At 73.2% G+C, this 25,189-nt stretch carries 27 protein-coding genes and 1 pseudogene; 9 read left to right on the top strand and 19 right to left on the bottom strand.

The window, feature by feature from the left end; all coding sequences use genetic code 11:
• Positions 1–33: 33 nt before the first annotated feature.
• Positions 34–861 (bottom strand): lysozyme, encoded by an 828-nt coding sequence (locus ACFW01_RS11250; RefSeq protein ID WP_234954719.1) that lies wholly within the window; start codon positions 859–861, stop codon positions 34–36.
• 249 nt (positions 862–1,110) lie between these two features.
• Between ACFW01_RS11250 and ACFW01_RS11245 the strand changes: the two genes are divergently transcribed.
• Positions 1,111–1,605, top strand: a complete 495-nt coding sequence (locus ACFW01_RS11245) for a MarR family transcriptional regulator (RefSeq protein WP_234954717.1) — start codon at positions 1,111–1,113, stop codon at positions 1,603–1,605.
• Between the two features lie 16 nt (positions 1,606–1,621).
• Here ACFW01_RS11245 and ACFW01_RS11240 read toward each other — a convergent pair whose 3' ends face one another.
• On the bottom strand, positions 1,622–2,413 hold the full coding sequence (locus ACFW01_RS11240) for a protein phosphatase 2C domain-containing protein (protein ID WP_234954715.1): 792 nt from the start codon (positions 2,411–2,413) through the stop codon (positions 1,622–1,624).
• Positions 2,414–2,863: 450 nt separating this feature from the next.
• On the opposite strand from ACFW01_RS11240, the gene ACFW01_RS11235 reads away from it, so the two are divergent.
• From ACFW01_RS11235 to ACFW01_RS11215, 5 genes are read left to right on the top strand one after another with little or no spacing between them, the layout of a single operon-like run.
• A complete protein-coding gene (locus ACFW01_RS11235) occupies positions 2,864–5,716 on the top strand; it encodes a nitrate- and nitrite sensing domain-containing protein (RefSeq protein ID WP_234954714.1) in 2,853 nt (950 codons plus the stop codon).
• A complete protein-coding gene (locus ACFW01_RS11230) occupies positions 5,713–6,216 on the top strand; it encodes a roadblock/LC7 domain-containing protein (RefSeq protein ID WP_163015789.1) in 504 nt (167 codons plus the stop codon). The genes ACFW01_RS11235 and ACFW01_RS11230 overlap by 4 nt, the downstream gene beginning before the upstream one ends.
• Complete coding sequence (locus tag ACFW01_RS11225; protein WP_234954712.1) at positions 6,213–6,653, top strand: DUF742 domain-containing protein; 441 nt, start codon at positions 6,213–6,215, stop codon at positions 6,651–6,653. The genes ACFW01_RS11230 and ACFW01_RS11225 overlap by 4 nt, the downstream gene beginning before the upstream one ends.
• Positions 6,634–7,275 (top strand): ATP/GTP-binding protein, encoded by a 642-nt coding sequence (locus ACFW01_RS11220; RefSeq protein WP_234954710.1) that lies wholly within the window; start codon positions 6,634–6,636, stop codon positions 7,273–7,275. The genes ACFW01_RS11225 and ACFW01_RS11220 overlap by 20 nt, the downstream gene beginning before the upstream one ends.
• A 33-nt stretch (positions 7,276–7,308) precedes the next feature.
• A complete protein-coding gene (locus ACFW01_RS11215) occupies positions 7,309–8,574 on the top strand; it encodes a styrene monooxygenase/indole monooxygenase family protein (protein WP_234954709.1) in 1,266 nt (421 codons plus the stop codon).
• On the opposite strand, the gene ACFW01_RS11210 is transcribed toward ACFW01_RS11215, so the two are convergent.
• The 4 genes from ACFW01_RS11210 to ACFW01_RS11195 all read right to left on the bottom strand — a co-directional run bounded on the left by ACFW01_RS11210 (position 8,535) and on the right by ACFW01_RS11195 (position 11,934).
• Positions 8,535–9,698, bottom strand: a complete 1,164-nt coding sequence (locus ACFW01_RS11210; RefSeq protein ID WP_234954707.1) for a C40 family peptidase — start codon at positions 9,696–9,698, stop codon at positions 8,535–8,537. The two genes, ACFW01_RS11215 and ACFW01_RS11210, sit on opposite strands and share 40 nt — an antisense overlap.
• Before the next feature lie 103 nt (positions 9,699–9,801).
• A complete protein-coding gene (locus ACFW01_RS11205; RefSeq protein WP_234954705.1) occupies positions 9,802–10,131 on the bottom strand; it encodes a hypothetical protein in 330 nt (109 codons plus the stop codon).
• A gap of 31 nt (positions 10,132–10,162) precedes the next feature.
• Positions 10,163–10,816, bottom strand: coding sequence for a TetR/AcrR family transcriptional regulator (locus ACFW01_RS11200; RefSeq protein WP_234954703.1), 654 nt, complete (start codon positions 10,814–10,816; stop codon positions 10,163–10,165).
• A gap of 179 nt (positions 10,817–10,995) precedes the next feature.
• Positions 10,996–11,934 carry a diiron oxygenase gene (locus tag ACFW01_RS11195; RefSeq protein WP_122616204.1) on the bottom strand — a complete coding sequence of 313 codons (939 nt, stop codon included), beginning with the start codon at positions 11,932–11,934 and terminating at the stop codon, positions 10,996–10,998.
• Between the two features lie 236 nt (positions 11,935–12,170).
• Between ACFW01_RS11195 and ACFW01_RS11190 the strand changes: the two genes are divergently transcribed.
• Positions 12,171–12,770 (top strand): Uma2 family endonuclease, encoded by a 600-nt coding sequence (locus ACFW01_RS11190; protein WP_234954701.1) that lies wholly within the window; start codon positions 12,171–12,173, stop codon positions 12,768–12,770.
• A 12-nt stretch (positions 12,771–12,782) separates the two neighbouring features.
• Here ACFW01_RS11190 and ACFW01_RS11185 read toward each other — a convergent pair whose 3' ends face one another.
• The 5 genes from ACFW01_RS11185 to ACFW01_RS11165 form a co-directional block, all read right to left on the bottom strand.
• Positions 12,783–14,240 (bottom strand): penicillin-binding transpeptidase domain-containing protein, encoded by a 1,458-nt coding sequence (locus tag ACFW01_RS11185; RefSeq protein ID WP_234954700.1) that lies wholly within the window; start codon positions 14,238–14,240, stop codon positions 12,783–12,785.
• Positions 14,237–15,598 (bottom strand): FtsW/RodA/SpoVE family cell cycle protein, encoded by a 1,362-nt coding sequence (locus ACFW01_RS11180; protein ID WP_234954699.1) that lies wholly within the window; start codon positions 15,596–15,598, stop codon positions 14,237–14,239. Before ACFW01_RS11180 ends, ACFW01_RS11185 begins: the two co-directional genes overlap by 4 nt.
• Before the next feature lie 43 nt (positions 15,599–15,641).
• Positions 15,642–16,121 (bottom strand): SH3 domain-containing protein, encoded by a 480-nt coding sequence (locus ACFW01_RS11175; RefSeq protein WP_234954698.1) that lies wholly within the window; start codon positions 16,119–16,121, stop codon positions 15,642–15,644.
• Between the two features lie 134 nt (positions 16,122–16,255).
• Entirely contained in the window at positions 16,256–17,500 is a 1,245-nt protein-coding gene (locus ACFW01_RS11170; protein ID WP_234954697.1) for an ATP-binding protein, read from the bottom strand.
• Positions 17,497–18,306 (bottom strand): hypothetical protein, encoded by an 810-nt coding sequence (locus ACFW01_RS11165; protein ID WP_234954696.1) that lies wholly within the window; start codon positions 18,304–18,306, stop codon positions 17,497–17,499. Before ACFW01_RS11165 ends, ACFW01_RS11170 begins: the two co-directional genes overlap by 4 nt.
• A gap of 261 nt (positions 18,307–18,567) precedes the next feature.
• Here ACFW01_RS11165 and ACFW01_RS11160 point away from each other — a divergent pair, with 261 nt between their 5' ends.
• Complete coding sequence (locus ACFW01_RS11160; protein ID WP_234954695.1) at positions 18,568–19,371, top strand: nuclease-related domain-containing protein; 804 nt, start codon at positions 18,568–18,570, stop codon at positions 19,369–19,371.
• A gap of 19 nt (positions 19,372–19,390) precedes the next feature.
• On the opposite strand, the gene ligD is transcribed toward ACFW01_RS11160, so the two are convergent.
• Positions 19,391–20,272 carry a non-homologous end-joining DNA ligase gene (gene ligD, locus ACFW01_RS11155; RefSeq protein WP_234960857.1) on the bottom strand — a complete coding sequence of 294 codons (882 nt, stop codon included), beginning with the start codon at positions 20,270–20,272 and terminating at the stop codon, positions 19,391–19,393.
• 103 nt (positions 20,273–20,375) lie between these two features.
• Between ligD and ACFW01_RS11150 the strand changes: the two genes are divergently transcribed.
• On the top strand, positions 20,376–21,479 hold the full coding sequence (locus ACFW01_RS11150; RefSeq protein ID WP_384503083.1) for a Ku protein: 1,104 nt from the start codon (positions 20,376–20,378) through the stop codon (positions 21,477–21,479).
• An 86-nt stretch (positions 21,480–21,565) separates the two neighbouring features.
• On the opposite strand, the gene ACFW01_RS11145 is transcribed toward ACFW01_RS11150, so the two are convergent.
• From ACFW01_RS11145 to ACFW01_RS11115, 7 genes and pseudogenes are all read right to left on the bottom strand, one after another.
• A complete protein-coding gene (locus ACFW01_RS11145) occupies positions 21,566–22,138 on the bottom strand; it encodes a hypothetical protein (protein ID WP_384503081.1) in 573 nt (190 codons plus the stop codon).
• A 250-nt stretch (positions 22,139–22,388) separates the two neighbouring features.
• On the bottom strand, positions 22,389–23,135 hold the full coding sequence (locus ACFW01_RS11140) for a DUF4142 domain-containing protein (RefSeq protein WP_234960860.1): 747 nt from the start codon (positions 23,133–23,135) through the stop codon (positions 22,389–22,391).
• A gap of 103 nt (positions 23,136–23,238) precedes the next feature.
• Positions 23,239–23,673: a PPOX class F420-dependent oxidoreductase gene (locus tag ACFW01_RS11135; RefSeq protein ID WP_122616213.1), complete on the bottom strand. Its 435-nt coding sequence runs from the start codon at positions 23,671–23,673 to the stop codon at positions 23,239–23,241.
• Positions 23,674–23,723: 50 nt separating this feature from the next.
• Positions 23,724–23,933: pseudogene (locus ACFW01_RS11130) on the bottom strand (DUF3152 domain-containing protein); the annotation flags it as partial.
• A gap of 112 nt (positions 23,934–24,045) precedes the next feature.
• The gene (locus ACFW01_RS11125; RefSeq protein WP_122616215.1) at positions 24,046–24,381 is read right to left on the bottom strand and encodes a TcmI family type II polyketide cyclase; all 336 of its coding nucleotides are present in this window, start codon (positions 24,379–24,381) and stop codon (positions 24,046–24,048) included.
• Between the two features lie 38 nt (positions 24,382–24,419).
• Positions 24,420–24,899, bottom strand: coding sequence for an SRPBCC family protein (locus tag ACFW01_RS11120; RefSeq protein ID WP_161326480.1), 480 nt, complete (start codon positions 24,897–24,899; stop codon positions 24,420–24,422).
• Between the two features lies 1 nt (position 24,900).
• Complete coding sequence (locus ACFW01_RS11115) at positions 24,901–25,170, bottom strand: acyl carrier protein (RefSeq protein WP_122616217.1); 270 nt, start codon at positions 25,168–25,170, stop codon at positions 24,901–24,903.
• Between the last annotated feature and the right edge of the window lie 19 nt (positions 25,171–25,189).

Raw genomic sequence — 25,189 nt, 5'->3', positions numbered from 1 at the left:
CGGACCCCGCGAGGGGGCCGGGCCTCCGGCGTGTCAGCCGTTGGCGAGCGCCCGCACGCGGTCGAGCGCGCCGTTGAACCTGTTGTGGTCGCCGACCGTCGGACCGGACGACGTGTACTGCCACATCGTGTAGTAGCCCCAGCCGGCCGGCAGCGTGCCCACCGACGCGGCGTACCGGGCGATCCAGAGCGGGTTGTTCGCGGCGAAGCCGCCGTAGTTGCCGGTGCACTGGGTCCACCAGCTGGTGGCCGTGTAGATCACGGCGTCCCGGCCGGTGCGGGCCTTGTACGTGTTCAGGAAGTCGCGGATCCAGGAGACCATCTGGCTCTGCGTCTTGCCGTAGCAGGCGGCGCCGTACGGGTTCCACTCGATGTCGAGCGCCCCCGGCAGCGTCCTGCCGTCGCGGGACCAGCCGCCCCCGTGGTTCACGAAGTAGTTGGCCTGGGTCGCGCCGCTCGTGCTGTCCGGGGTGGCGAAGTGGTAGGCGCCGCGGATCATCCCGACGTTGTACGAGCCGTTGTACTGCTGGGCGAAGTACGGGTTGGTGTAGTACGTCCCCTCGGTGGCCTTGGCGTAGGCCCACTTGACCCCGCTGTTCCACAGGGTCGACCAGGCGACGTTGCCCTGGTGGCTGGAGACGTCGACGCCCTCCGTCTGGGCGGCGCCGCCCGGGACCGGGGTGCCGTGGCTCCCGTCGTGTTCGAGGACGCCCATGCCCATGTGGGCGGAGCCGCGGGGCGGGGTGTCGGCGGCCGACGCCGCCTGCGCGGGGAGGGCGGACACCAGACAGAGGGCGGCGAGCAGGATCCCGGTGACGGCGAGACGCCGGCCGCGGGCCGATCCGGATCTGTGCACGAGCATGACGTGCCTCCGATGGCTCGGTGGTGCTCGGTGGGGGATGCGCAAGTGGGGAGGAACCCGTGAATGGCGTGGGCATGCCATTCAGAGGTCCGGTGAAGACGCTACGCACGTAGAACGGGAGGTGGGAAGGGGGACCGGAAGCCGCCGTTGGTCTAAGCCTGCGAAATACTTGCCGAGCTGCGGTGATGGCGGGCCGTGGCGGAAACTTTCAGGACCGGGAAAACCGGAAGAACCGAGGCAGGGGCTGACGTGCACGAAAGCGGAAACGGCGACGGTCGCGGAGTCGAATCCGAGATGGCCGGCAGTGGTGTGAACCAGCCGGAGTTCCTGGCGCTGGAGCGGGAGCTGACGGTGCTGCTGCGGCGCGCCCGGGCCAACCAGGGCGAGATGGCCCGGGAGGTCCACCCCGACCTGGAGTCGTCCGCGTACGGCCTTCTCGTGCGGCTCGGCGAGTGCGGCGGGCAGCGGGCCACCGACCTCGCCGCCTACATCGGCGTCGGCAAGGCCACCATGTCCCGGCAGCTGCGCGCCCTGGAGGAACTCGGCCTGGTCGCCCGCGAACCCGACCCCGCCGACGGCCGCGCCTGGCTCGTCACCCTGACCCAGGAGGGCCAGGACCGCGTCGGCCGGGTACGCGAGGCCCGCCGCGCCCGCTACGCCGGCCGGCTCGCCGACTGGGACCCGCGCGAGGTCTCGGAACTGGCCCGCCTGCTGCACGAACTGAACCGCGGGATGGAGAAGTAGCCCCGTCCCCCGCGCCTCACAGCTCCGCGTACACCACCGTCGCGTCGTCGTGGGTCTTGCTGCGGCCCAGGTGCGCGCGGGTGCCCGCCGCGTCCGTCCGCTCCAGCTCCCGTACGCGGTCCACCAGAGCCTGAGCGCCCCGCTTGCGCAGCAGCGTGAGGCAGTCCGTCCAGTCGCCCTCCCGGAACTTCTCCACCCACCGCCCGGCCCCGTCCGTCAGCGCCGCCAGGGTCCGCACCCCGCCGCGCGGCAGCACCCCCGTCACCGCGCGCGCCGCCACCGCCGGATCGGCCGCGGCCGTGTAGAAACCGCCCTCCTTGTTGCGCAGGTTGGCGTCCACCATCGCGTCCGTGGCGAGCGCCGAGCGGGGGAGCCGGGACAGCCGGTCGTCCAGGACGGCCGAGACCGCGCCGTCGGGCGCCTCCACCAGCAGGGCGGAGTCGGAGAGGACCAGGTACTCGACCTCGGCGGGGGACCAGCGGGCGAGGACCACGGTGGCCTGCGGGGTGCGCGGGTGAGAAAGGTCACAGGTTTCCGCGTGTGCCGCGGCGGTACGCGCGATGGCGCGGGCCAGCGCGTCGACGAGGGGGACATCCGGCAGTGAAACAGTCAGTTCGGTCAGCGCGCCGCCGAGGTGGGCCGTGAACCAGGGCACGGAATGCAGACACCCCGTTCCGGTCCGCGGGGGCGTCACCCCGTCCAGCACGACGAGTGAGCCGCCCTGTCCCGAGGCCGGTAGTCCGACGCTCGCGAAGTCCTCGTTGGGGTGGTCGGCCAGTCCGGGTTCCGAGACGAGTTCGGTGCGCATCCGGCCAGTCTGCACGACCCCTTCACAGTGTCCGCAAAAGGCTGGCACCCTCCACGGATTCCCCCGGAACCCGCACGCCGGTGCAGGTCAGACGCCTGATTTGGGGTGGAATCACAGGCCCGGACGACACGTGGCGGCACATAGTGCCACCGCCCGTCGCAGACGTCCAACCGGCGCGCCGCACACCCGTGTCGCACGCGCCGGGGGAACTTGCCCACCAACTCCCGTCCGGGGTTCACTCCTTCGGGTGGCGGGTCGGATGATGCGTGCTCACCACCCACCGGCACTGGGAGGGTCGGGAAACTGTGGGGGGCCTGCCCCGCTCACGCGGTCTCCCCGCCCGACGCGCTGCCGGCGGCCGGGGCACGGCCCGGAGCTCGGCGGAGGATGCCTGCGCCGACCGGCCAGTTGACGGAGCGCCACCCGGGCCCACGGGTACACGAGTGAGGAATGCGAGCACCGGTGCAGAAGACGCGGCCTCGTCGCACAGACAAGCAGACGGCCCCCGCGGGGAGCGCGGAGCGCACCCCCGGCACCTCCACCCCTCCGCCGCCGGAGACCCCCGTCGGCAAGGGGCGCCCCACCCACGTACGCAACCGCCTGATCGTCGCCGTGGCGGTCGTGGCCGCGGCCGTCGCCGCCGCCGGCGCCCCCTCGGTCGTGACCGCCTCCGGGCAACTGCACGACTCCCAGGAGCTGGTGACGCTCGCCGAACGCACCCAGGGCGCGCTCAGCCTCGCCCACTCCCTCGCCGACGAGCGCGACGAGGTCACCCCCTACATCGCGGCCGGCCGGCCCGAGGACAAGGCGCCCTCCGAGCAGCGCAGCGCCCGCGTGGACCGGCAGGTCGAGGAGTTGCGCGCCGACACCGACACGCCCTCCGCCCTGCGCGAGGACCTGGACGCCATCGCCGCCCTGCGCCGCGCCGCGCTCACCGGCAAGAGCACCGCCCTCGAATCCCACCAGGCGTACTCCGAGGCCATCACCGAACTCCACGCCCTGGCCGAGGAGCTGGCCGAGGAGATGCCGCCCCGCGCGGGCGCCGGCGCCTACGCGCTGGCCGAACTGGACACCGCCGTCCAGCAGGCCGCCGCCACCCGTGGCCTGCTGCTCGCGGCCCTCGCCGTGCCCAGCAGCACCCGGACCGTGATCGACCCGATCACCGGCCTGCCCACCGAGACGACCAGCTCCTCGGACGCGGACGCCAAGCAGCGCGACGCGCTGGCCGCCGCCGCCCAGCAGGCCCGGGTCCGCTCCGACGCGGCGCTCGCCGACTTCCGCGAGGGCGCCCCCAAGGAGGCCCGGAGCAGCTTCGACGCCACCGTAGCCGGACCCGAGGTCAACTCCGCCGAGAAGTACCTCGCCGGACTCACCGACGAACCGACGCTCTCCGACGACGACCTCGGCACCAGCACCAAGCGGCTGGACGCCGCGCTCTCCGCCCGCGTCGACGCGATGCGCGGCGCCGAGTCCGCCCTCTACGAGAAGCGCACCACGGCGCTGGAGCAGCTGCGCGACGACGACGTCACCGCGCTGGAGATCCGGATCGCCGCCCTCGGCGCCCTGATCCTGCTCGCCCTCGGCATCGCCACCGCCATGGCCCGCACCCTCACCCGCCCGCTGTCGGTGCTGCGCCGGGGTTCGGCCCGGCTGGCCGGCGCGGAGGACATGGCGGCCGAGGAGCCGGTCGCCTTCACCGGCCGCAACGACGAGTTCGCCCAGGTCGTCCGCTCCGTCAACGCCCTGCACGCGCACGCCGCGACGCTCGCCGAGCGGGTCAACACGCTGGAGTCCGACCGCAAGCACCTGGTCGGCCAGCGCCAGAAGATGGCCGACGCCCGCGAGGCACTGCGCGCCGAACTCGCCGAGTCGGCCGCCCGCCTCGACGTGGTCCGCAAGAGCATCGGCTCCACCTTCGTCAACCTCGCGCTGCGCACCCTCGGCCTGGTCGAGCGGCAACTCGCCGTCATCGAAAGCCTGGAGGAACGCGAGCAGGACCCGGACCGGCTGTCCACCCTGTTCAAGCTCGACCACTTCGCCACCGTCATGCGGCGGCACAGCGAGAACCTCCTCGTCCTGGCCGGCACCGAACACGTCCAGCACAGCGCCTCACCGGTGCCGCTGGTCGACGTGGTCCGGGCCGCGGTGAGCGAGATCGAGCGGTACGAGCGGGTCCGTATCGCCGCGCTGCCGCCGCACGCGCACGTCGCCGGTTTCGCCGCCGACGACCTCTCGCACCTGCTGGCCGAACTGATGGAGAACGCCACCTCGTTCTCGCCGCCCGACCTGCCCGTCGAGGTCTCCGGCTGGCTGCTGGAGAACGGCGAGGTGATGCTCTCCGTCCAGGACGAGGGCATCGGCATGGCCACCGACCGGCTCCAGCGGCTCAACGCCCGCCTCACCGACTTCGACCCGCAGGCGCCGTACGACCAGGAGGGCGAGGACGGTCTCGGGCTCGGCCTCTACGTGGTCGCCCGGCTCGCCCACCGGCACGGGGCGCGCGTGCGGCTGCGCGAGCAGAAGCAGGGCGGGGTCGCGGCCGTCCTCGTACTGCCCGCTCCGCTGCTCGCCCCGGCCCCGCCGGCGGCACTGGCCCCGACCGTGCCGGTGTCCGACGGAACGGGTTCCTTCTCCCTGCCCGGCGCCGACGCGGAGGCCAACTCCAACGTCCTGCACGGGCGCGCCACCAAGGGTGCGCACCGGAGCGCGGACCCGCTGGTGGCTTCGGCGGAGGAGGCCGTACGGCGCGCGGAGGCCGACGCTCCCGCCGCACCGGCCACCGCGGACGCGCCGGAGCCGGAACCGGAGCCCGAGGGCGCACCGGTCGCCGAGAGCGCCGCACCGGACACCGACGCGCCCGGCACCCGGGACGAGACCGCCGCCCTGGGCCGGGACCTCCCCGACGACACCACGATGGCGCTCCTGCTCCCGGCCCAGGCCGGACCACCGGACCTGGGGCCCGCCGAGGACCCGGAGCCCGCCGCGGACCCGGAGCGCGCTCCCGGACCGGAGCCGGCTCCCGACCCGTACGCCGTCGGCCCCGACGCACACGACCGCGCGCCGGACGAGGCCGAACCCGTCACCGACAAGGGTCTGCCCAAGCGGACCCCGAAGCTCAGCACACCCGCGGCGGCACCGCGACCACGCACCTCGGGCTCCGTCGACGCCGAGGCGCTCCGCCGCCGTCTGGGAGGCTTCCGCCAGGGGGCGGAAGCCGGACGACGCGACGTCGAGGCGGAGATCGCCGCGGCGGACACAACCGAAGAAGCCACGGGGGGCACCGTCGAGGAGGCAAGCAGTTGACCGCGCCCAGTACCTTCGGTCTGAGCAGTGAGGCCCGCAATCTCCACTGGCTGCTGACCAACCTCGTCGAGGAGGTGCCCGGCATCCAATCGGTCGCGGTGGTCTCCTCCGACGGCCTCCTGCTCCTCTCCTCCGACCCCGGTCGGAACGAGGAGGCCCGGCAGGTCCGCGAAGCGCCCCGCACGGGTCCGCGCGGCTCGGCGGCCGACCTCGCCACCGTCGTCTCCGGCGTGGGCAGCCTGACCATCGGCGCCGCCCGGCTGATGGACTTCGGCACGGTGAAGCACACGATGGTCGCGATGGACGAGGGCAGCCTGTTCGTGATGTCGATCAGCGACGGCTCGCTGCTCGGCGTGCACGGTTCCGCGGACTGCGACATGAGCGTCGTCGCGTACCACATGGCGCTCTTCGTCGGCCGCGCCGGCCATGTCCTGACGCCCGAACTCCGCAGCGAGCTGCGGAAGTCCCTGGAGTCCGAGTCGACGGGGAGCGCCCGATGAGCAGCAGTCCCGGGTACAGCCGGGGGAACCTCCCCGTACGCGGCGCCGACCGCAAACCCGCCCGCGTACGGCCCTACTCGCTCACCGGCGGGCGGACCCGCTTCGGCCACGTCCTGCTGGTCGAGACGTTCGTCGGCGCCACCGCCGGCACCGCCGCGCTCGAAGCCGCCGAGGAGCGCAAGGAACTGACGAACGGCGGCCTGACCTCCCGGGTGATGCCGGAGATGCGGGCCATCGTCGAACTGTGCCGCCGTATGCGTACGGTGGCCGAGATCGCCGCGCTGCTGAAGATGCCGCTCGGCGTGGTCCGCGTGCTCCTCAGCGACCTGGCGGACCAGGGAAAGATCCGTGTGTACGGCACCGGGACCGGCCACGGCACGGGCCGCCCGGACCGCGCTCTGCTCGAAAGGGTGCTCAGTGGACTCCGTCGTCTCTGACGCCGCCGCCTCCGGCGTCTCCCCGCTCGTCGACCCCGACGAGCCCGCACAGCCCTGGCAGACGGACCCGACCCGGGCGCCCATCGCCACGAAGATCGTGGTGGCGGGCGGCTTCGGCGTCGGCAAGACCACGCTGGTCACCGCCGTCTCGGAGATCACGCCCCTGCAGACCGAGGCGCTGATGACCGAGGCGAGCGAGGAGACCGACGACCTCACCGCCACCCCGGGCAAGCTCACCACCACCGTGGCCATGGACTTCGGCCGCATCACGCTCGACGACGACCTGGTGCTGTACCTGTTCGGCACGCCGGGCCAGCAGCGGTTCTGGTTCATGTGGGACGACCTGGTGCGCGGCGCGATCGGCGCCGTCGTGCTGGCCGACACCCGGCGCCTGAAGGACTGCTTCCCGGCGCTGGACTACTTCGAGAGCTGCGGACTGCCGTACGTCGTCGCCGTGAACCACTTCGACGGCAGCGAGCTGTTCGGGGTGGAGGACGTGCGGGAGGCGCTGACGATCCCCGCGCACATACCTGTAATGATCATGGATGCGCGCCGTCGGATCTCGGCCATCGAGACCCTCTTGTCCCTCGTGGGCCACGCGCTCGACGAAACCCCCGAGTAGTCCCCGAGCAGTCCCCTTAGGAGCGTCCCCCGCATGCGGAAGATACTCGTCGTCGGAGCCGGCCAGTCCGGTCTCCAGCTCGCCCTCGGCCTCCAGTCGCACGGCTACGAGGTCACCCTGATGTCCAACCGGACCGCGGACGAGATCCGCACCGGCCGGGTCATGTCGACGCAGTGCATGTTCCACACGGCCCTCCAGCACGAGCGCGACCTCCAGCTGAACTTCTGGGAGTCCCAGGCCCCGAAGATCGAGGGACTCGGCGTCTCGGTCGCCGCTCCCGGCTCGCACGACCCGGGCCCGACCCAGCGGGCGATCGACTGGCTGGGGCGGCTCGACGGCTTCGCGCAATCCGTCGACCAGCGGGTGAAGATGGCCGGCTGGATGGAGACCTTCGCCCAGCGCGGCGGCCAGCTGGTCATCCACGGCGCGGCCGTCGGCGACCTGGACTACTTCTCCCGCGCCTACGACCTGGTGCTGGTCTCCGCCGGCAAGGGCGAGCTGGTCCAGATGTTCGGCCGCGACGCCTCCCGCTCCCCGTACGCCGAGCCGCAGCGCGCCCTCGCGGTGGCCTACGTGCACGGACTGGGCCCGCGCCCGGAGCACCCGGAGACCGAGGCCGTCCGCTGCAACCTGGTCCCCGGTGTCGGCGAGCTGTTCATCATGCCGACGTTCACCACCTCCGGCCGCGCGGACATCCTGTTCTGGGAGGGCATACCCGGCGGCCCGCTGGACGCCTTCAAGGACGTCAAGGACCCGGCCGAGCACCTCTCCCTGACCCTGGAACTCATGGAGAAGTTCGTGCCCTGGGAGTACGCGCGGGCCACCAAGGTCGAGCTGACCGACGCCGGCGGCACGCTGGCCGGCCGCTACGCCCCCACCGTCCGCAACCCGATCGGCCGGCTCCCCGGCGGCGGTCTGGTGCTCGGCGTGGCCGACGTGGTCGTCGCCAACGACCCCATCACCGGCCAGGGCTCCAACTCCGCCTCCAAGTGCGCGGCGGCCTACCTCGCCTCGATCCTGGAGCGGGGTGACGGGGAGTTCGACGAGGCGTGGATGCGGCAGACCTTCGACCGCTACTGGGGGACCGCCCAGCACGTCACCAAGTGGACCAACGCCATGCTCGCGCCGCCGCCGGAGCACATCCTGAACCTCATCGGCGCCGCCGGTCAGCTCCAGCCCGCCGCCGACCGCTTCGCCAACGGCTTCAACGACCCGTCCGACTTCGAGAACTTCTTCTACGAGCCGGCGAAGACCGAGGCCTACCTCGCCGGGATCTCCGGCGGCGCGGCCGGCGCGTAGGGGGCCGCGTACCCTTCGTCCGACCCGTCCGTGGCCCCCTCGGGGAGTCTCGGTGGCGTGTACCGCGCCAGAGGCTCACCCGCGGGGTCGGGGCGTACCGCGCCCAGGACCGGGTTGGCGGCGATCGGGGAGACCTTGACCTCGGCGCCGGGGCGGGGGGCCTGGACGACCATGCCGTCACCGAGGTACATCGCGACGTGGGTGGCCTCGGGGAAGTACACGACGAGGTCACCCGGCCGCAGTTCGCCGAGCGGCACACGGTCCAGCCGGGCCCACTGCTCCTGGCTGGTCCGGGGGATCGCCGTCCCGGCCCGGTCCCAGGCCACCGAGGTCAGCCCCGAGCAGTCGTACGACGCCGGGCCCTCGGCGCCCCACTCGTACGGCTTGCCGAGCTGCTCCACCGCGAACCGCACCGCCCGGTCGCCCGCCCCCGACGGCTTGGCGTCGTCGCCGAGCGCGCCGGACGCCATGAACCGCTCCTGCGCCTCGGCGATCCCGCTCCGCTCGAACTCCGCCAGCGCGGCCAGCTCCGCGGGGCTGAGCGAGGCGAGCAGTTCCTCGACGGCGTGCAGCCGGTCGCGTACGGTGTCCCGCTCGGCGGCCTGGCGTACGGCGAGGGAGCGTTGCGCGTCCAGGGCCTCGCGCGCCCGCCGGGCCAGCTCGTCGGCCTTCTTCGTGTCGCCGGTCAGCCGGCCGACCGTCTCGGCGCGTTCCCGGGCCAGCTGCCCGATCACATGGCCCTGGTCGAGGGCGTGCTGCGGATCGCGGGCCAGCAGCAGCCGCAGATAGGGGGAGAGGTCGCTGCTGTTCTGGTACTGCTGCCGGGCCAGCCGCCCGGCCGCGCCCCGGCTGTCGCTCAGCGAGTTCCGGGTCCGGGCCAGTTCGGCGTCCAGCCGCCGCACCTCGGCCCGCTGCCGGGTCAGCCGCACCTCGGTGCCGTTGTAGGTCTCGGTGGCCTTCTCCGCCTCCCGGTACAGCTCCTGAAGGTCCGTCAGCAGCTCGGACAGCGGGCGGCCCGCGCCGGTCCCGCCGGGTTCGGGGTCGGCCGCGGCGGGTCCGGGCGCCAGGGCGATCCCGGCCGCCATCGCCGCCGTACACACCAGACGCAGAAGCCTTCCTGACACGTCATCACCTCCGCTGCGGTGCGGCGGGTCCGCTCCGCACCGCGAGCCTGTGACGTGCCCGTGGGTTCCGCGCGCCGAGTGTGCGCGGTTCGGCGCAACGGGGTCACCCGTCGGCGTCGTCCGGCTTGCCGCCCGGCGTGGCGTCTGGATCGGCGCCCGGTCCGGCCTTCGGGTCCGGCTTGGACCACGGCCACTTCCGGCCGGAGCCGGGCCGGCCCTCGGGGTCGTAGGCGTACTTCCAGCGGGCGAGCCCGAGCCCGCCGCGCCCGTCGCGGGGCACGCGCCGGTAGACGAGCACCGTGGGCGGCCCGCCGTCCGGGTCCGGTACGGGGATGCGGTACGTCTTCGGCGGGTGCCCGGTCATGCCGACCAGGACGGGCAGCACCCGCCCGTCCATCGGGCCGCCCTCGAAGGGGGTGTCTTCGCTCTTCACGGCACCAGTGTCAGTGATCCGCGCGGCGGTGTCAGATGTCCGCCGCCAGCGCCTCGACCAGCGCCGAGGTCTGCGGGTCGCGCCGGGCGGTGACCGTCAGCACGGCGAGGAACTGCTCCACGAGCCAGTCCCGCAGCTCGTCGAGGGGCGGCTGCTTCTCCTCGTCCAGCCAGATCAGCGAGGCCGCCTCCACCGCCGTGATCCACATCCGGACGGTCATCCGCAGCCGGGGTCCGGGCTCGGCCACGTCCAGGTGGCTCATGATGTGCTCGGCCGCGGCCCGGCGCACCCCGTCCACGATGGAGGAGGTCCGCGAGGTCTCCGCCACGCTGCCGCCGCGCAGCAGCGCGCTGAATCCGGTGTCGTGCTGGTCGACGAAGGTGAGGTAGCGGTCCAGGGCCCGGGCCAGCCGGGTCAGCAGGGGTCCCTCGCGGGGCTCGTCGAAGCAGAGCCGCAGCTCGTCGGCGGCCGACCGCAGCGCGGCCTCGTACAGCTGCTGCTTGCCGCCCGGGAAGTACCGGTACACCAGCGGCCGCGAGACCCCGGCCTGCTCGGCCACGTCGTCGAGGGAGACCTCCTCCGGGGGCCGGTGCGCGAAGAGGGCGAGCGCCGCGTCGAGCAGCTGGACGCGGCGTTCCTCGACGCTGAGCCGGCGGTAGGCGGGGGTGGGAGCCTGCGGGGTCATGAACCGCAGCGTAACCGCTCCGCTCGGTGGGTCCCCTGGGCCGGTGGACTGGGCGGTGTCCGAATCGTGCCGTCCGGTGGGGTGGGCGGGGCGGGTGTCGCAGCCCGGCGTGGCGGGGTGCCTCCCAGGCCGTTCAGGCACTGGGGGAGGCACGACTGCCCGCAGCTGGGCGGTGGTGACTACGCCAGCAGTCCCGACGACCTCCACAGCCGCCGTCCGACCCCCCGCAGCACCCCGATGTCGTCCAGGAAGTCGGTGAGGCGCTTCGCGCCGGTCTGCATGATCTCCCGGCGGTGGCCGCTGGCCTTGACCTGCGCCAGCGCCTCGCGCTTGTCGAGGCCCACGTTCGTGTAGACCTCCGGGTTGACGAAGGCGACGGAGAAGACGCGGGCGAACTCGCCGGAGGTGATCCGGGTGAACTCCTGCGACCACTTCGGGGCCGTCACCATCTGGCGGCGCAGCTCCTCACGGGCGTAGCGCACGTGCCGGGCCTCCTCCACGACGTGGATGCGGGTGACGCCCCGGACCAGCGGCTGGATCCGCTCGTCGGGGAAGGTCAGCCGCTGCATCCAGTCCAGGACCTCCTCGCCGAGCAGCGTGGCGGTGAAGGAGCCGGGCGTGGTGGAGATCGTCTTGAAGAGGCGGCCGAGGTGCTGGTGCATCGGGCTCACCGGGTACCAGGGCGTCTCGCCGCGGGTTATCAGCCGGGCGAACATCTTCGAGTGCCGGCACTCGTCCTCGATCTCGGTCAGCGCGTAGCGCACGTGCGCGCTCGTCGCCGCCTTGTCGTAGATGTGCCGCACCAGCAGCTGCATGAGGATCAGCTCGAACCAGATGCCGAGGGAGGCGAGCGCGGCGGCCTCGTGCTGGGAGAGCACGATGCGCTGCTCCTCGCTCATCCGCTTCCACATCGGGGTGTCGTACAGCGACACCAGCTCCGGCGGCCAGAACCACTTGCCGTCCTCGAACGGCGCCTCCCAGTCCAGCTCCTTGTCCGGGTCGAAGGAGTGCTTGGCGGACGAGTCCAGCAGCCGTTCGGCCACCTGCTCGCGGTCCTTGAGCAGGCCGAGCGCGTCGCGCAGACCGTCGAGCGCGTCGGCTTCCGTCAGGGTCGTCATGGCTGTGTCCCACCTCGTCGAACGGATCGTGTTACCCGCGGTCACTCCAGCTTGCTGCGTCTTATGAGACTGCGTGTCAGCAAGCTCGTCAATCCCCCGCGCGGAACTTGTCGACCGCGAGCAAAGGTGCTGCGACGTCAATGGCCCGACGGGTGCTCACTCGATGGAGCGCTCCGTCCGCGTTCGTCCTGGGTACGCTGGCGGTGTCCGTCAGACTCCGGGACATGGGAGCGATCATGAGCGCCGCACGTGACTACGGGCTGGACGACGACTACGAGTGGCCCCGTCCGCCGGAGGGCGGCTGGACGGCGGACGACCTCGACGAGCTTCCCAACCTGCCTCCGCACACGGAGCTGATCGACGGGAGCCTTGTCTTCGTGAGTCCGCAGACCAACTTCCACTCACTGGCCATCCGATTGCTGGACCACGCCCTACTGGCCCAGACGCCGGACGAGCTGAAGGTCATGATGCAGATGACCGTCAAGCTCAACGAACGCAATCGGTCGGAGCCCGACGTGCTGGTGTTCCGGGCAGAGGCATACGCCGGTACGAGGCAGACCTGGTACCGGCCAGAAGATGTCGTGATCGCTGTCGAGGTCGTCTCCAAAGAGTCGATGGAGCGGGATCGGGAGGTGAAGCCCTTGAAGTACGCGCAGGCGGGTATCCCGCATTTCTGGCGAGTCGAGGAGAACCACGACCTCCCGGTGGTCTACGCGTACGAACTCGACCCGGCCACCAAGGTCTATGGGCTGGTCGGCATCTTCCACAATCGCCTCAAGCTCACCGTCCCCTTCCCGATCGACATCGACCTCACCAGCCTGGAACCCCGCCGCTGAACTCTCCTTGCCTCACCCCCCGAGCACCGCCTCCATCACCGACCGCGCGATCGGCGCCGCCAGTCCGCCCCCGCTGACCCGCTCACGGTCCGCCGCCGTGCCCTCGACCACCACGGCGACCGCGACCTTCGGCTCCACATCCGCGTGGCGCTGGGCCCAGGAGACGAACCAGGCGTACGGCGTGCCCGAGTTGCCGACGCCGTGCTGGGCCGTGCCGGTCTTGCCCCCGACGGTGGCCCCGGGGATCGCGGCGTTCGCCCCGGTGCCGCTCTCCACCACGCCGGTCATCAGCTCCTTGAGCCGCGCCGCCGTCGACGGCCGCATCACCTCGCGCGAGGGCCGGGACCCGGCCGTCGCCACCAGGCTGCCGCCCGCCCGCAGGGTCCGCTCCACCAGGTACGGCGAGCGCACCTGACCGCCGCCGGCCACGGCCGCCGCCACCATCGCCATCTGGAGCGGAGTGGCCCGGGTGTTGTACTGCCCGATCGAGGCCAGCCCGAGCTGCGCCCGGTCCACCGAGGTGTCGAAGGTGGAGCGCGAGACGGCGAACGGGACCCGCACCGCGCCGTCGTTGAAGCCGAACGCCTCCGCCGTGGCGGTCATGTCCGTCACCCCCACGTCCACGCCGAGCTTGGCGAACACCGTGTTGCAGGACCACTCGAACGCCTCCCGCAGCGAGGCGTTCCGGCAGCCGTCGGCCTCGTTGGTCAGCCGGGTGCGGGTGCCGGGGAGGGTGTACGGGTCGGGGGAGCGGGTCGGCGCGTCCAGGTCCCGGACCACGCCCGCGTCCAGCGCCGCCGCCGCGGTGACCACCTTGAAGGTCGAACCGGGCGGATAGGTCCGGCGCACCGCCCGGTTGAGCATCGGCTTGTCCGGGTCGCCGTTCAGCCGGTCCCAGGTCCGGTTGGCGGCCGCGCTGTTGCCGGACAGCAGCTGGGGGTCGTACGACGGGGTGGACACCAGGGCCAGGATCCGCCCCGTGGCCGGTTCGACCGCGGCCACCGCGCCCGTGCGCCGCCCGAGCCCCTCGAACGCCGCCCGCTGCGCCGCCCCGTCGATCGTCGTCACGACGTCACCCCCCGGGTTGTGGGCGCCGGTGACGTCGTTCCACAGCGGGAGCGGCGCGAGCATCGGGTCGGCGCCGGACAGCAGGCCGTCCTCCGCGTGCTCCAGCAGGCTGGTCCCGTACGCCTGCGAGGCGAAGCCGGTGACCGGCGCGTACATCGGCCCGTTCGCGTAGGTCCGCTCGTAGCGCAGGTGCTCCCCGGTGTCCCGGGAGCCCGTCACCGCCTCGTCGCCGACCAGGATGTCGCCGCGCGGCTGCTGGTAGCGGGCGATGTCGGGGCGGCGGTTGGCCGGATTGCCGTCGTACTCCGGGGCCTGGACGATCTGCACCCGGGCCGCGTTCACCACCAGCGCCACCAGCAGCAGGGCGCAGAAGAGGGCCGCGTGCCGGATGTGCCGGGTCACGAGGGCGTCCCGCGCCGGGCCGCGTGGCTGAGCCGGATCAGCAGGGCCACGATCGCCCAGTTGGTGACGACCGAGGACCCGCCCTGGGCCAGGAACGGCATCGCCATGCCGGTCAGCGGGATCAGCCCGGTCACGCCCCCCGCGATGACGAACACCTGGAGCGCCACGATCGAGGAGAGGCCGACCGCGAGCAGCCGGCCGAAGGGGTCGCGCGCGGCGAGGCCCGCCCGGTAGCCACGCTCCACCAGCAGCCCGTACAGCAGGAAGACGGCGGTCAGTCCGAGGAAGCCCAGCTCCTCCCCGGCGGTCGCGAGGATGAAGTCGGACTTGACGGCGAAGCCGATCAGCACGGAGTGCCCGAGGCCCAGGCCCGTGCCGGTCACGCCGCCCGCCGCGAAGGCGAAGAGGGACTGCGCCAGCTGGCCCGGCCCGTCGCCCGCCTCGATGGACGCGAAGGGGTGCAGCCAGTCCTCCACCCTGGTGTGCACGTGCGGCTCCAGCCAGCCCACGGCGACCGCGCCCAGCGAGGCCAGCAGCAGGCCGACGGCGATCCAGCCGGTGCGGCCGGTGGCGACGTAGAGAAGGACGACGAACAGGCCGAAGAACAGCAGCGAGGTGCCGAGGTCGCGCTCCAGGACCAGGACCCCGACGCTGACCAGCCACACGGCGAGGATCGGGCCGAGGACCCGGCCGGTGGGCAGTTGCAGCCGCCACACGCGGCGCCCCGCGTACGCCAGCGCGCTGCGGTTCGCGGCCAGGTAGGCGGCGAAGAACACGGCGAGCAGCACCTTGGCGAACTCGCCGGGCTGGATGGAGAAGCCCTCGATCCGGATCCAGATGCGGGCGCCGTTCACCGCCGGGAAGAAGATCGGCACGGTGAGCAGGGCGAGCGCGGCGGTGACGCAGACGTAGGCGTAGCGGGCCAGGACCCGGTGGTCGCGCAGCAGCAGGACGACCACGATGAACAGCGCGACACCCAGCGTCGACCACACCAGCTGGGTGGGGGCCGCCCGGTCGCCCGGCGTCTCCAGGTCGAGCCGGTAGATCAGCACCAGGCCGAGCCCGTTGAGCAGCACGCCGATCGGCAGCAGCAGCGGATCCGCCCAGGGGGCGCGCAGCCGTACCGCCAGATGGGCGAGGAGCGCGAGCACACCGAGCCCGGCGCCGTAAGCGGCGGCGTCGCGCGGGAGGGTGCCGTGCTGGGCGAGTCCGACGTTGCAGTAGCCGAACACCGACAGCAGCACGGCCATGAGGATGAGCGCGAGTTCGATGCCCCGGCGCCGGGGGAGCCGGGCGACGGGAGCGGGCGTGTCCGCTGGTGCCACGGTGATTCCGGTTCCGGGTCCGGCCTTGGTCATGTCCGGAACTTACCCAAATGGTGTGGTGTCGGGGGCGTCGGCGTCAGCACCAGCGCGGCGCCGGGCCGATGTTGTCGATGTGGCGGGCCGGCCCCCAGGCCCACGTGCCGTCCGCCAGGAGGTACCAGAGGGGGTTGCCGTGCACCTTGTCGCCGGGGGTCTTGCAGTGGATGCGGACGGTCTCGCCGCGGCGGGCGTACCGGATGACCTCGCTGCCGCGGGACGGCGAGGTGCGCAGCGGGAGCCGGTCGGTGGTGACCACGCCCCGGTACCGGCCCTGCTCCCGGCGTCCGTCGCCGCCGCCCCAGTCGTCGCCCCTCCCGCCGGTGGCGCCGGCGGAGGAGCCCCCGCCGCCCCACTCGTCGTTCGCGGCGGCGGGCGTGACGGCGACGGCGGTGGCGAGCGCGCCGGCCGCCAGGGTGGTGGCCAGGCCGCGGACCAGTGGCGAGCGCGAGGACGGTGCGGACAACCCGGATAGCCCGGACGGCGCAGACAACGAAGACAACGCGGACAACAGAGCCATGGGAGTACCTCCCGGAGCGAACGGTTCTTCAGCTGACTGTCCGCCACATTAGGAGCGCACGGTGCCGGCCGCCCGTCACGCTGAGCCATCGGAGCGCGCCGCCCGGACCGGGTGCCGCGCGCCCCGCCGCCGGGTCAGGGCTGCTGAGGCAGCGTCAGCGCGGCCAGCGCCCCGCCGTCCGGCGGGTTCGCGAACTCCAGCCGCGCGCCCAGCACCTCGGCCTGCCCCAGCGCGATCGTCAGCCCGAGTCCGTGCCCCTTGCCGCCCGCCTCGGTGCGGAACCGCTGCGGGCCGTGCGCCAGAAGGTAGTCCGGATAGCCGCCCCCGTGGTCCCGCACGGTGATCACCGGCCCGTCCACGGTCAGCACCACCGGCGCCCGGCCGTGCCGGTGGGCGTTCGCGACCAGGTTGCCCAGCACCCGCTCCAGCCGCCGCCGGTCGGTCTCCACCCGTGCGTCCCGCACGACGTCCACCCGCGTGTCGGCACCCGAGCCGCGCACCACCCGCTGCGCCAGCTCGCCCAGCGGCTCCGGCTCCACCTCGAGACGCTCCCGACCGCTGTCCAGCCGGGAGATCTCCAGCAGGTCCTCGGTGAGCGTGCGCAGCGCCGCCACCCGGTCCCGCACCAGCTCGGTGGGGCGCCCCGGCTCCAGCAGCTCGGCCGCCGCGTGCAGGCCGGTGAGCGGGGTGCGCAGCTCGTGCGCCACGTCCGCGGTGAACCGCTGCTCGGCCAGCAGCTTGCCCTGGAGCGAGGCGGCCATCGAGTCCAGCGCGCCCGCGACCGAGGCCACCTCGTCCTGCGGCCGGGTCGGATCCTGCGCCCGGGGATCGCCGACCCGCGCGTCGAGGTCGCCCGCGCTGATCCGCCGCGCCACCCGTGCCGTCGCGTGCAGCCGGCGCGTCACCCGGGTCACGGCGAACGCGCCGACCAGCAGCGTCGCCCCGATCGCCAGCGCCGAGGACCACACGATCGCGTTGTCCAGGCCGTCGATGGTGCGCTCGCCCTGCGAGTGGTCGACCCGCACCGCCAGCGCCCGGCCACCGCCCGCAGGGCCCGCCGCCCACATCGTGGGGCGCCCGTCCGACTCGGCGACCATCGTGCCCCGCCGGCCGGACGCGGCCAGCTCGCGCAGCCGGGCCGGCAGCCCCGGCGGATCGATCCCGGCGCCCCGGCGCAGCGGGTCCCCGGCCTCGTACGCCTCCGTCGCCTCGCCCAGCCGGGTCAGGGCGACGTCACGGGCCTGGCCGACGGTCTGGTTGGTGACCGAGACGTGCACCAGGACGCCGAGCAGCGCGGCGAGCGCGCAGCACATCACGGTGATGAAGACGGCCGCCTTCACCGCCAGCGGACCGGCCCACCGGGGGAGCGCGAGCCTCACGGGGCGCTCGCCGTGGGTGACGCGGACCGCGCCGACGGCGACGCGGACGGTGACGCGGAAGGCGACCCGGAGGCCCGCGGTGACGGGCGCTTGGTGTGCAGCCCGCCGTCGTCGGTGCGCAGCATCTCGTCGCTGGTGAGCAGCATGGCCCGCTGGTCGGGGTCCCAGGTCCACTGGAGGCGGTACTCGTAGCCCGCTACCTCCGAGGGCGAGCGGACGATCACCGTCCGCCCGGCCAGTTCGACCTCGCTCACCGCGTCGTCGTAGGACATGACCCGCACGAGCCGCCCCTTCTCGACGGTGTAGACGCGCACGGCGGTCAGCTTGGCGGGCAGCAGCCGGAAACCCAGCGTCATCTCGGGGCGCCCGTCACCCGTCAGGTCCCGGTAGTACGGCCGGAGCACCGGGCACCCCGCGCGGTCACCGGCCGTGCCGTCCGCGCCGCAGTCCGCCATCCGGACGGACGTCTCGTGGTAGCGCGCCTTGGCGCCCGCGTAGTCCTCCGGGTGCGCGGTGATCTCCTCCCGCACGACGGCCACCGGGTTCACCTCGCGGATGCCGCCGGCGGGGACCCGCACGCCCTTGACGACCTCGTTGTCCACCTCGCCGATGTCGTACGCGGGACTCGACGCGGGCGTGAGGTCGGGCCAGAGCCGGGCCGGGCTCCGCGCCGCGGGGGTCGCGCCCGCGCTCCGCAGCCCGCCCGAGTCGCCGCATGCCGTCAGCGCACCGGCCGCCGCGGTCACCAGGAGCAGCGCGACGACGACGGGAACGCGGGCGGGACGCCCACGGCGGATCGGGAGCACTGCACTCCTGGGGTTCGGTGAGCGGCGCCGACGGTCCCGCACGGCTGTGGGCGGGACCGTACGCCTCTCGGTACGGAAGGCCATTTTGCGTGCGTCCGGGCGTGCCGGGCTACTCGGCCAGGTCCTCCGGCAGCCGCGCGGGGGCCGGACCATCACGCGAGGCGCCCCTGCCCCGGCGCCCCGGCGTGACTCCTCACCGGGGCAGTCGGCTTCTTGCCCCCGCAGCACCCCGCCTGGTCCCATGGTGGAGGGGTGGTGTGGATGGACGGACTGCGCGTCGTACCGGCCCGGCGGCACGGTAGGGACCGCCTCTACGTCTGCCTCCCGGACGGCGGGAACGTCGCCTGGTACGACCGTGAGGCGGCCCGGGTCAACCTGCTGAGCGACGACCGGCGGGACGAGGTCCTCCGGGCGCTGGGCCCCTTCCTCACCGGTCCGGTCGCCGTCGGCCCGCCCCCGGTCCCGGCCCCGGCCGAACTGGCCCGGCTCTCCCTCCACCCGGACGACGACCTCGCCCCCAATCGGCCCGGCGAGGCGCTGCTGATCGCCCTGGAGCGCGACGCCGGCCCCGCGCACCGGCTGCGCCCCGACCCGCGCCGCCGGGCCCTGGCGGCCGAGCACGCGACGGGGACGGCCCTCGACCGACTCGACGGCGCCGGCTGGCACACCCTGCACTCCGTGCCGCTGCCCGGCGGCGACCGCGTCCACCACCTGCTGATCGGCCCCGGCGGGCTCTTCGCGCTGCACGTGCTGCCCGCCCGCAGACAGCGGGTGCACGTCGGCGACCCCCTGGTCGCGCTGGGCCGCCGGGAACCACACCCCCTGCTGCGCAGGGTCCGCGCCGACGCCGACCGGGCCTCCTACGCGCTGACGGCCGAGGTCCGCGCCGTCCTCGTCCTCGTCGACCCGGCCCACGTGACCGTCACGGCGCCACCGCGCGCGGTCCGTGTCCTCACCGACCGGGAGCTGCCCGACCTGGCCCGCCGGGGAGGGGTCCTCAAACCGGCGGACGTGGAAGCCCTGCACGCCATGGCCCGCGACCGCGCCACCTGGACGCGCCTCTAGGACACCGGGCTCAGGACGGCTACGGCAGCGCCGCCGCCCGGCGTCGGTCGAGCAGCGGCGCCAGCAGGTCGCCGTGGTCCCGTACCCGCGGTCCGAGGTCCTGGGCCCGGAACACGAACTCCTCCGCCCGCCGGCAGCCCGCCACCTCGTCCCACGTCACCGGTGTGGAGACTGCCGGGTCGGGGCGGGCCCGCACCGTGTACGGGGCGGCCGTGGTCTTGCGGGCGGCGTTCTGGCTCCAGTCCACGAACACCTTCCCCGGCCGCAGGCTGCGCGTCATCCGGTGCACCACCAGCCGGGGCAGCGCCCGCTCGGCCTCCACGGCGAGCGCCTTCGCGTACTCCGACACCCGCTCCGACGACGCCCCCCGCACCCCCGCCAGCAGATGCAGCCCCTTGGCCCCCGACGTCTTGGCGAACGCCTCGATCCCGTCCGCCGCCAGCCGCTCCCGCAGCCACCCGGCCACCTCGCAGCAGTGCACCACCGTCGCGGGCGGGCCGGGGTCGAGGTCGAACACCAGCCGGTCGGCCTCGCCGGGATCGTCCGCGGTCCACTGGTGCGTGTGGAACTCGGTCACCAGGTTCGCCGCCCACATCAGGCTCGGCAGGTCCTGCACCAGCACCATCCGGGCGGGCCCCTCCGAGCGGGGGACCTCGGCCGTGGTGACCCAGTCGGGCGTACCCGGCGGCACGTTCTTCGTGAAGAACAGCTGGCCGTCCGGACCGTCGGGATACCGCAGGAAGGAGACCGCGCGGTCCCGCAGATGCGGCAGCAGCACCCCGGCGGTCGTCGCGTAGTAGTGCAGCAGCTCGCCCTTGGTGAAGCCGGACGCGGGATACAGCACCTTCTCCAGATTGCTCAGGGCCACCCGCCGCCCCTCCACCTCCGTGATAGGCGCCATACCATGAGAATCGCACGGAACACGTACAAAACGCCCGGCGAACCGCCCGGCGAACCGCCCGGCGAACCGACCCGCGAACCGCCCGACCGGAAAGGTGCTGCACGTGCGATCGATCTGGAACGGCGCCATCTCCTTCGGCCTGGTCAGCATCCCGATCAAGCTGGTGAACGCCACCGAGAGCCACTCGGTCTCCTTCCGCCAGATCCACACGGAGGACGGCGGCCGGATCCGCTACCGCAAGGTCTGCGAGCTGGAGGACCGCGAGGTCACCCAGGCCGAGATCGGCAAGGCGTACGAGGACGCCGACGGCTCGATGATCCCGATCACCGACGAGGACCTGTCCCACCTGCCGATCCCGACCGCGCGGACGATCGAGATCGTCGCCTTCGTGCCCGAGGAGCGCATCGACCCGCTCCAGATGGGCTCCGCGTACTACCTCGCGGCGAGCGGCGCCCCCGCCGCCAAGCCGTACACGCTGCTGCGCGAGGCGCTCAAGCGCAGCAACCGGGTCGCCATCGCCAAGTTCGCGCTGCGCGGCCGGGAACGCCTCGGCATGCTCCGGGTCGTCGGCGACGCCATCGCCATGCACGGCCTGCTCTGGCCGGACGAGGTGCGCGCCCCCGAGGGCGTCGCCCCGGACGCCGGCGTCACCGTCCGCGACCAGGAGCTGGACCTCGCGGACGCCCTCATGGACACCCTCGGCGAGATCGATCTGGACGACCTGCACGACGAGTACCAGGAGGCCCTGGAGGAGGTCATCGCCGCCAAGTCGGCCGGCGAGGCCCCGCCCGAGGCCCGCGAGGAGGAGCGGCCCGGGAAGGTGCTGGACCTGATGGCCGCGCTGGAGAGCAGCGTGCGGGCGGCGCGGGAGTCCCGGGGCGGCGAGGAACCCGCTCCGGCCGAGGAGGCCGAGGTCAGGCCCCTGCCCCGGGCCCAGAAGTCGTCCAGGCGGGCACCCAAGGAGACCGGCGGCAAGAAGTCGACGTCCGCGGCGGCGAAGAAGACGGCGGCGAAGAAGGCGGCGCCCAAGAAGTCGACGGCCGCCGCCGGGAAGTCCACGGCGAAGTCCGCCCAGCCGGCCAGGAAGACGACGGCCGGGAGCACCGCCAAGAAGACCACCGGCAGGAGCGCGGCCGCCAAGAGCACGGACAAGACCACGGACAAGACCACGGCGAAGAGGACGGCGTCCCGCAAGCGCAGCGCCTGACGCCGCCGGTCAGCGGGTGCGGTCGCGCCGCGCCTCGGCGCGCCGGCGAAGCGGGACCGGACGTGACGCGGTCGGGCCACCCGTGTTCAGTCGATGGTCCAGGAAGAGGCCGAGGCCCGGGGTATCGCGGACGGTGCGGACTCGAAGGCCGCGGGGGTCGCGGTGCCGGCTTCCGTCGGTGCGAGGGAGGCCAGGGTGGGCAGGGCGGGGCTCTCGTCCAGGCGCCGTCCGATCGTGTCGGCCGGTTCGCCGCCCGGGGTGCCCGGGCCGGTGGACAGCTGCGACCACGCGGTCAGGGCGAGGGCGACCGCGGTCGCCGTGCCGATCACCCGGCCGATCCGCCGCAGCCGGGCCCGGCGGCCCAGTTCACGCCAGCCCGGGCCGCCCCACGGGTCCTCCGGGCGCCACGCCTCACCGACCGTGCCGGCGGCGGGGGCAGGCCGGGCGTACGGGTGCCCGGAGGGGCCGGTGGCGGGCGGGCCGGGCTGCCAGTCCGGGGTCCGGTCCCGCGCGGACGGCTCCCTGGGCGCGGAGGCGCGGATGGCGCGCTCGTCGTCCTCCAGGAAGAGCCGCCACACGTACTCCGGCACGGGCGGCGTGCCGCCCGGCTCGCCCGGCTCACCCGGTGTGGCGCCGCGGTCCGGCCCCGAAGCGGTCATCGTCCCGCTCTTCCTCTCTCGTCGGCCCCGGACGGGCCGGGCGGGAGCGGGGTGGGGCCCGCCGGCGGCCGGTGTGCCGTCCTGTGCCGCAGCGCCGGATCGGCGTCACTCCCGGGCGCCGTACGGCACGCGGCCGGGTGGTCATGTCCGGCGGTCGCCGTCGACCGCCAACCCGTGAACGCGCAAAGGCGTCGAGCCGTTCCCGGACGAGTGGGCGGGGCCTCTGCGCGCCCGCTGATGCCCGCCCGGCTCAGGGGGCCGCCGGGGACGGAGTGGGCGTCGGGGACGCGGTGTTCACGTTCAGGTCGGGCCGCGGCTTGAGCACCAGCACCTGCTCACCGGGGGGCGGCGGGGGAGGGGTCACCCTCTCCCGCGGCAGCTTCGCCGGGCCGGTCTGCTGGAAGGTGACCTCGTCGTACTCGACCATGCCGGTCTTCTCCAGCACCGTGATGTGGTCCAGGACGGTGTCGTTGGCCAGGTCGGCCAGCTGCCGCACCAGAGTGTTCTTGGTGGACGCCCGGATCTTGGCGATCGCGGGGAAGATCTGACCGTGCGTCACCCGCATGATGTTGACCGCCGACGAGTCGAACTCCTTGCCGGTCTTGGCGTCCACCGTGGCCACGAAGTCCTCCTGCTGAGGCGAGGCCCGGTTGGGCAGCGTGATGCCCAGCTCGGGGGAGATCTCGCGGCACATCGCGTCGAGACCGGCGTGCCCGACGATCAGGTGCTCGCCGGCCGTCTTCATCTCCTTCGTGGTGCCGCGCTCCCGCACCATCTCGCCCAGCGGGTACTCCCACAGCCCGGCGGCCCTGACCTTCACCACGAAGTCCCGGTCGGCCTCGGTGAGCGGCCCGAACTTGGTGCTGGCGATGACCCGGTCCTGATTGCCGTCGGCCTTGTCCAGACCGAGCATGGCCGGAAAGGCCAGCGCGGTGAGGGTCAGGGTCATCGCACCGAACAGGACGACGACTCCGATCCTGCTGCGGGACAGGCGCATGGTGCCTCCAGGGGCGACGCGAGGGACTCGCACTCGTACGGGTTCGCCAGGAGGTACGGATACGGCGGGCGGATCTATCAGCGCCCGGGCACAAAAATCTGGTTCAGCCGATGTCGGCCCCGTAGACGCGCTCGACGGTGATGGTGAGCAGCACCCGGCGGTCGGCCACCATCGTCGACCGGTACTCGTCCCAGTCCGGGTGTTCCCCCGCGGCGGCGCGGTAGTACTCCACCAGCGCCTCGACCTCCGGTCCGTGCGGGTCGGTGCCCGGTCCGGTGAGCGTGGCGACGCCCTCGGCGGTGGCCCAGGACCTGCCGTCCGGGGCGGTCACCTCCAGCGTGGCCCGCGGGTCCCGGCGCAGGTTGGCGGTCTTGGCCAGCCCGTCGCGGGTCGAGACGCGGATGACGCCGGCCTCCGCGTCGTAGGCGGGCATGACGGGCGAGAGCTGCGGGCGTCCGTCCGACTTGATCGTCGCGAGCACGCCGAGCCGGCTCCGGGCGAGCAGGGCACGGGGGTCGAAGCGCGAGGTGGTGGTCATGGTCCGATCATCACCCGCCGCACCGGGGGCTGTCCCGCGAACGTCCGCCGAACGCCCCCCAACCACTCCGGGGAACCCAGCACCCAGCGCTTGAGGTTCACCACGACGTCCGTGCCGACGCTGCAGTTCACCTCGCCCCGGGTGCGCAGGCCCGCCGCGCCGCAGATCCGGTCGACGGTGCCCGGCGTGGCGATCTTCACCACGAAGTCGTACGAGCCCGTGCCGACCAGCCGGAAGGAGGTGGCCCCGTCCCTCGTCCAGCAGGGGAGTTGCCCCTCCATCCGCAACCGATCCGTACGCCGTGCCGTCCCACGCACGCCGGGGCCGCCCGGCCGGTGCCGGGCGACCCCGAAGCGGTGCCTGGACGGACCGTCAGCCCGCGGCGGTCCGGTCCCAGCGGTAGAAGCAACGCGCCATCGCGTCCTTCGGACCGCGCCAGGTCGCCGGGTCGTACGCCGAGACGTACGGCTCCAGCCGCTCGCTGACCTGGCGGAACTCCGGATGCCCGGTCAGCCGGCCGATCGTGGGGGCCGGGTCCTCGTCGCTCTCGATCAGGTGCAGGTACACACCGTCACCGAACTCGAAGAGGCTGCGCCGGTTGACGCCCACCAGATGCGGCAGCTCGCCGCGGTCGGACTCCGCGAACACCTTCGCGATGTCCGGGGCCGCGCCGGGTGCCATCCGGGCGACGATCAGTGTGTGGTGCATGGGGTGACGCCCTTCGCCGGTGTCGTTCGGTGTCGGTGTCAGTCGGCGAGCGCCGACGCGGTCCGCCGCTCGCCCGCCGCCTGCTCGATCCGGTCCCGGATCAGCGCCATCTGCGTACGGGAGTTGCGGTTGATGTTGTCCGTCATCCAGGCGTCGTCCACCGGAGCGTCCGGCTTCATCGCGAAGTCCTGGACCCAGCGCATCAGGACGCCCTCGGCGGTCTCCGCGTACTCCCAGACGATGTTCATGTACTGGAAGGGACCGGTCTCGACCCGCTGGGCGCGGACGGTGCGGGTGACGGGGTCGGCGACCCGCTCGGAGACCCAGCTCCACACCTTGCCGTCCGCGTCCGGGTGCATGGTGAGCCGGAACGTCACGCGGTCGCCGTCGCGCTCGAGCACGTCCACGGAGGCGTACTCGCTGAACAGCTTGGGCCAGCCGTCGATGTCGTTGGTCATGTCCCAGACCAGCTCCATCGGAGCGGCGATGGTGATCTCGTTCTCGGTGTGACCTGCCATGTCACACTCCCGTCTTCAGGGCGCCGTTGATCAGCGCGAGGAAATCGGCGGGCGTCTTGCAGCGCTCGGCCTGCTCGGGCAGGCCCAGGCCGTACCGCTTCTCCAGCTCGGCCACGATGCCCAGCAGGCCGAGGGAGTCCAGGCCGAAGGTGTCGAAGCCGTCGTCGGCCTGCGCGCGCAGGGTCTCCGGTTCGACGTGCACGCCGGCGGTGCGTTTCATCAGCGTGGCCAGCTCTTCGACGGTCACCTGGTAGGCCAGTTGGTCGGTCATGGGGGTGTCCTCCTTCACT

It is taken from the genome of Streptomyces sp. NPDC058985 (genome assembly GCF_042740985.1).
Classification (GTDB): domain Bacteria; phylum Actinomycetota; class Actinomycetes; order Streptomycetales; family Streptomycetaceae; genus Streptomyces.
This window is presented reverse-complemented; position numbering and strand designations above follow the sequence as displayed.

Excerpts from the sequence above, each read along its gene's own strand:
- ACFW01_RS11250 (WP_234954719.1), bottom strand. The coding sequence starts at position 861 with ATGCTCGTGCACAGATCCGGATCGGCCCGCGGCCGGCGTCTCGCCGTC.
- ACFW01_RS11240 (WP_234954715.1), bottom strand. The coding sequence starts at position 2,413 with ATGCGCACCGAACTCGTCTCGGAACCCGGACTGGCCGACCACCCCAAC.
- ACFW01_RS11235 (WP_234954714.1), top strand. The coding sequence starts at position 2,864 with ATGCGAGCACCGGTGCAGAAGACGCGGCCTCGTCGCACAGACAAGCAG.
- ACFW01_RS11225 (WP_234954712.1), top strand. The coding sequence starts at position 6,213 with ATGAGCAGCAGTCCCGGGTACAGCCGGGGGAACCTCCCCGTACGCGGC.
- ACFW01_RS11215 (WP_234954709.1), top strand. The coding sequence starts at position 7,309 with ATGCGGAAGATACTCGTCGTCGGAGCCGGCCAGTCCGGTCTCCAGCTC.
- ACFW01_RS11200 (WP_234954703.1), bottom strand. The coding sequence starts at position 10,816 with ATGACCCCGCAGGCTCCCACCCCCGCCTACCGCCGGCTCAGCGTCGAG.
- ACFW01_RS11195 (WP_122616204.1), bottom strand. The coding sequence starts at position 11,934 with ATGACGACCCTGACGGAAGCCGACGCGCTCGACGGTCTGCGCGACGCG.
- ACFW01_RS11190 (WP_234954701.1), top strand. The coding sequence starts at position 12,171 with ATGAGCGCCGCACGTGACTACGGGCTGGACGACGACTACGAGTGGCCC.
- ACFW01_RS11180 (WP_234954699.1), bottom strand. The coding sequence starts at position 15,598 with ATGACCAAGGCCGGACCCGGAACCGGAATCACCGTGGCACCAGCGGAC.
- ACFW01_RS11175 (WP_234954698.1), bottom strand. The coding sequence starts at position 16,121 with ATGGCTCTGTTGTCCGCGTTGTCTTCGTTGTCTGCGCCGTCCGGGCTA.
- ACFW01_RS11160 (WP_234954695.1), top strand. The coding sequence starts at position 18,568 with ATGGACGGACTGCGCGTCGTACCGGCCCGGCGGCACGGTAGGGACCGC.
- ligD (WP_234960857.1), bottom strand. The coding sequence starts at position 20,272 with ATGGCGCCTATCACGGAGGTGGAGGGGCGGCGGGTGGCCCTGAGCAAT.
- ACFW01_RS11145 (WP_384503081.1), bottom strand. The coding sequence starts at position 22,138 with ATGACCGCTTCGGGGCCGGACCGCGGCGCCACACCGGGTGAGCCGGGC.
- ACFW01_RS11140 (WP_234960860.1), bottom strand. The coding sequence starts at position 23,135 with ATGCGCCTGTCCCGCAGCAGGATCGGAGTCGTCGTCCTGTTCGGTGCG.
- ACFW01_RS11135 (WP_122616213.1), bottom strand. The coding sequence starts at position 23,673 with ATGACCACCACCTCGCGCTTCGACCCCCGTGCCCTGCTCGCCCGGAGC.
- ACFW01_RS11125 (WP_122616215.1), bottom strand. The coding sequence starts at position 24,381 with ATGCACCACACACTGATCGTCGCCCGGATGGCACCCGGCGCGGCCCCG.
- ACFW01_RS11120 (WP_161326480.1), bottom strand. The coding sequence starts at position 24,899 with ATGGCAGGTCACACCGAGAACGAGATCACCATCGCCGCTCCGATGGAG.
- ACFW01_RS11115 (WP_122616217.1), bottom strand. The coding sequence starts at position 25,170 with ATGACCGACCAACTGGCCTACCAGGTGACCGTCGAAGAGCTGGCCACG.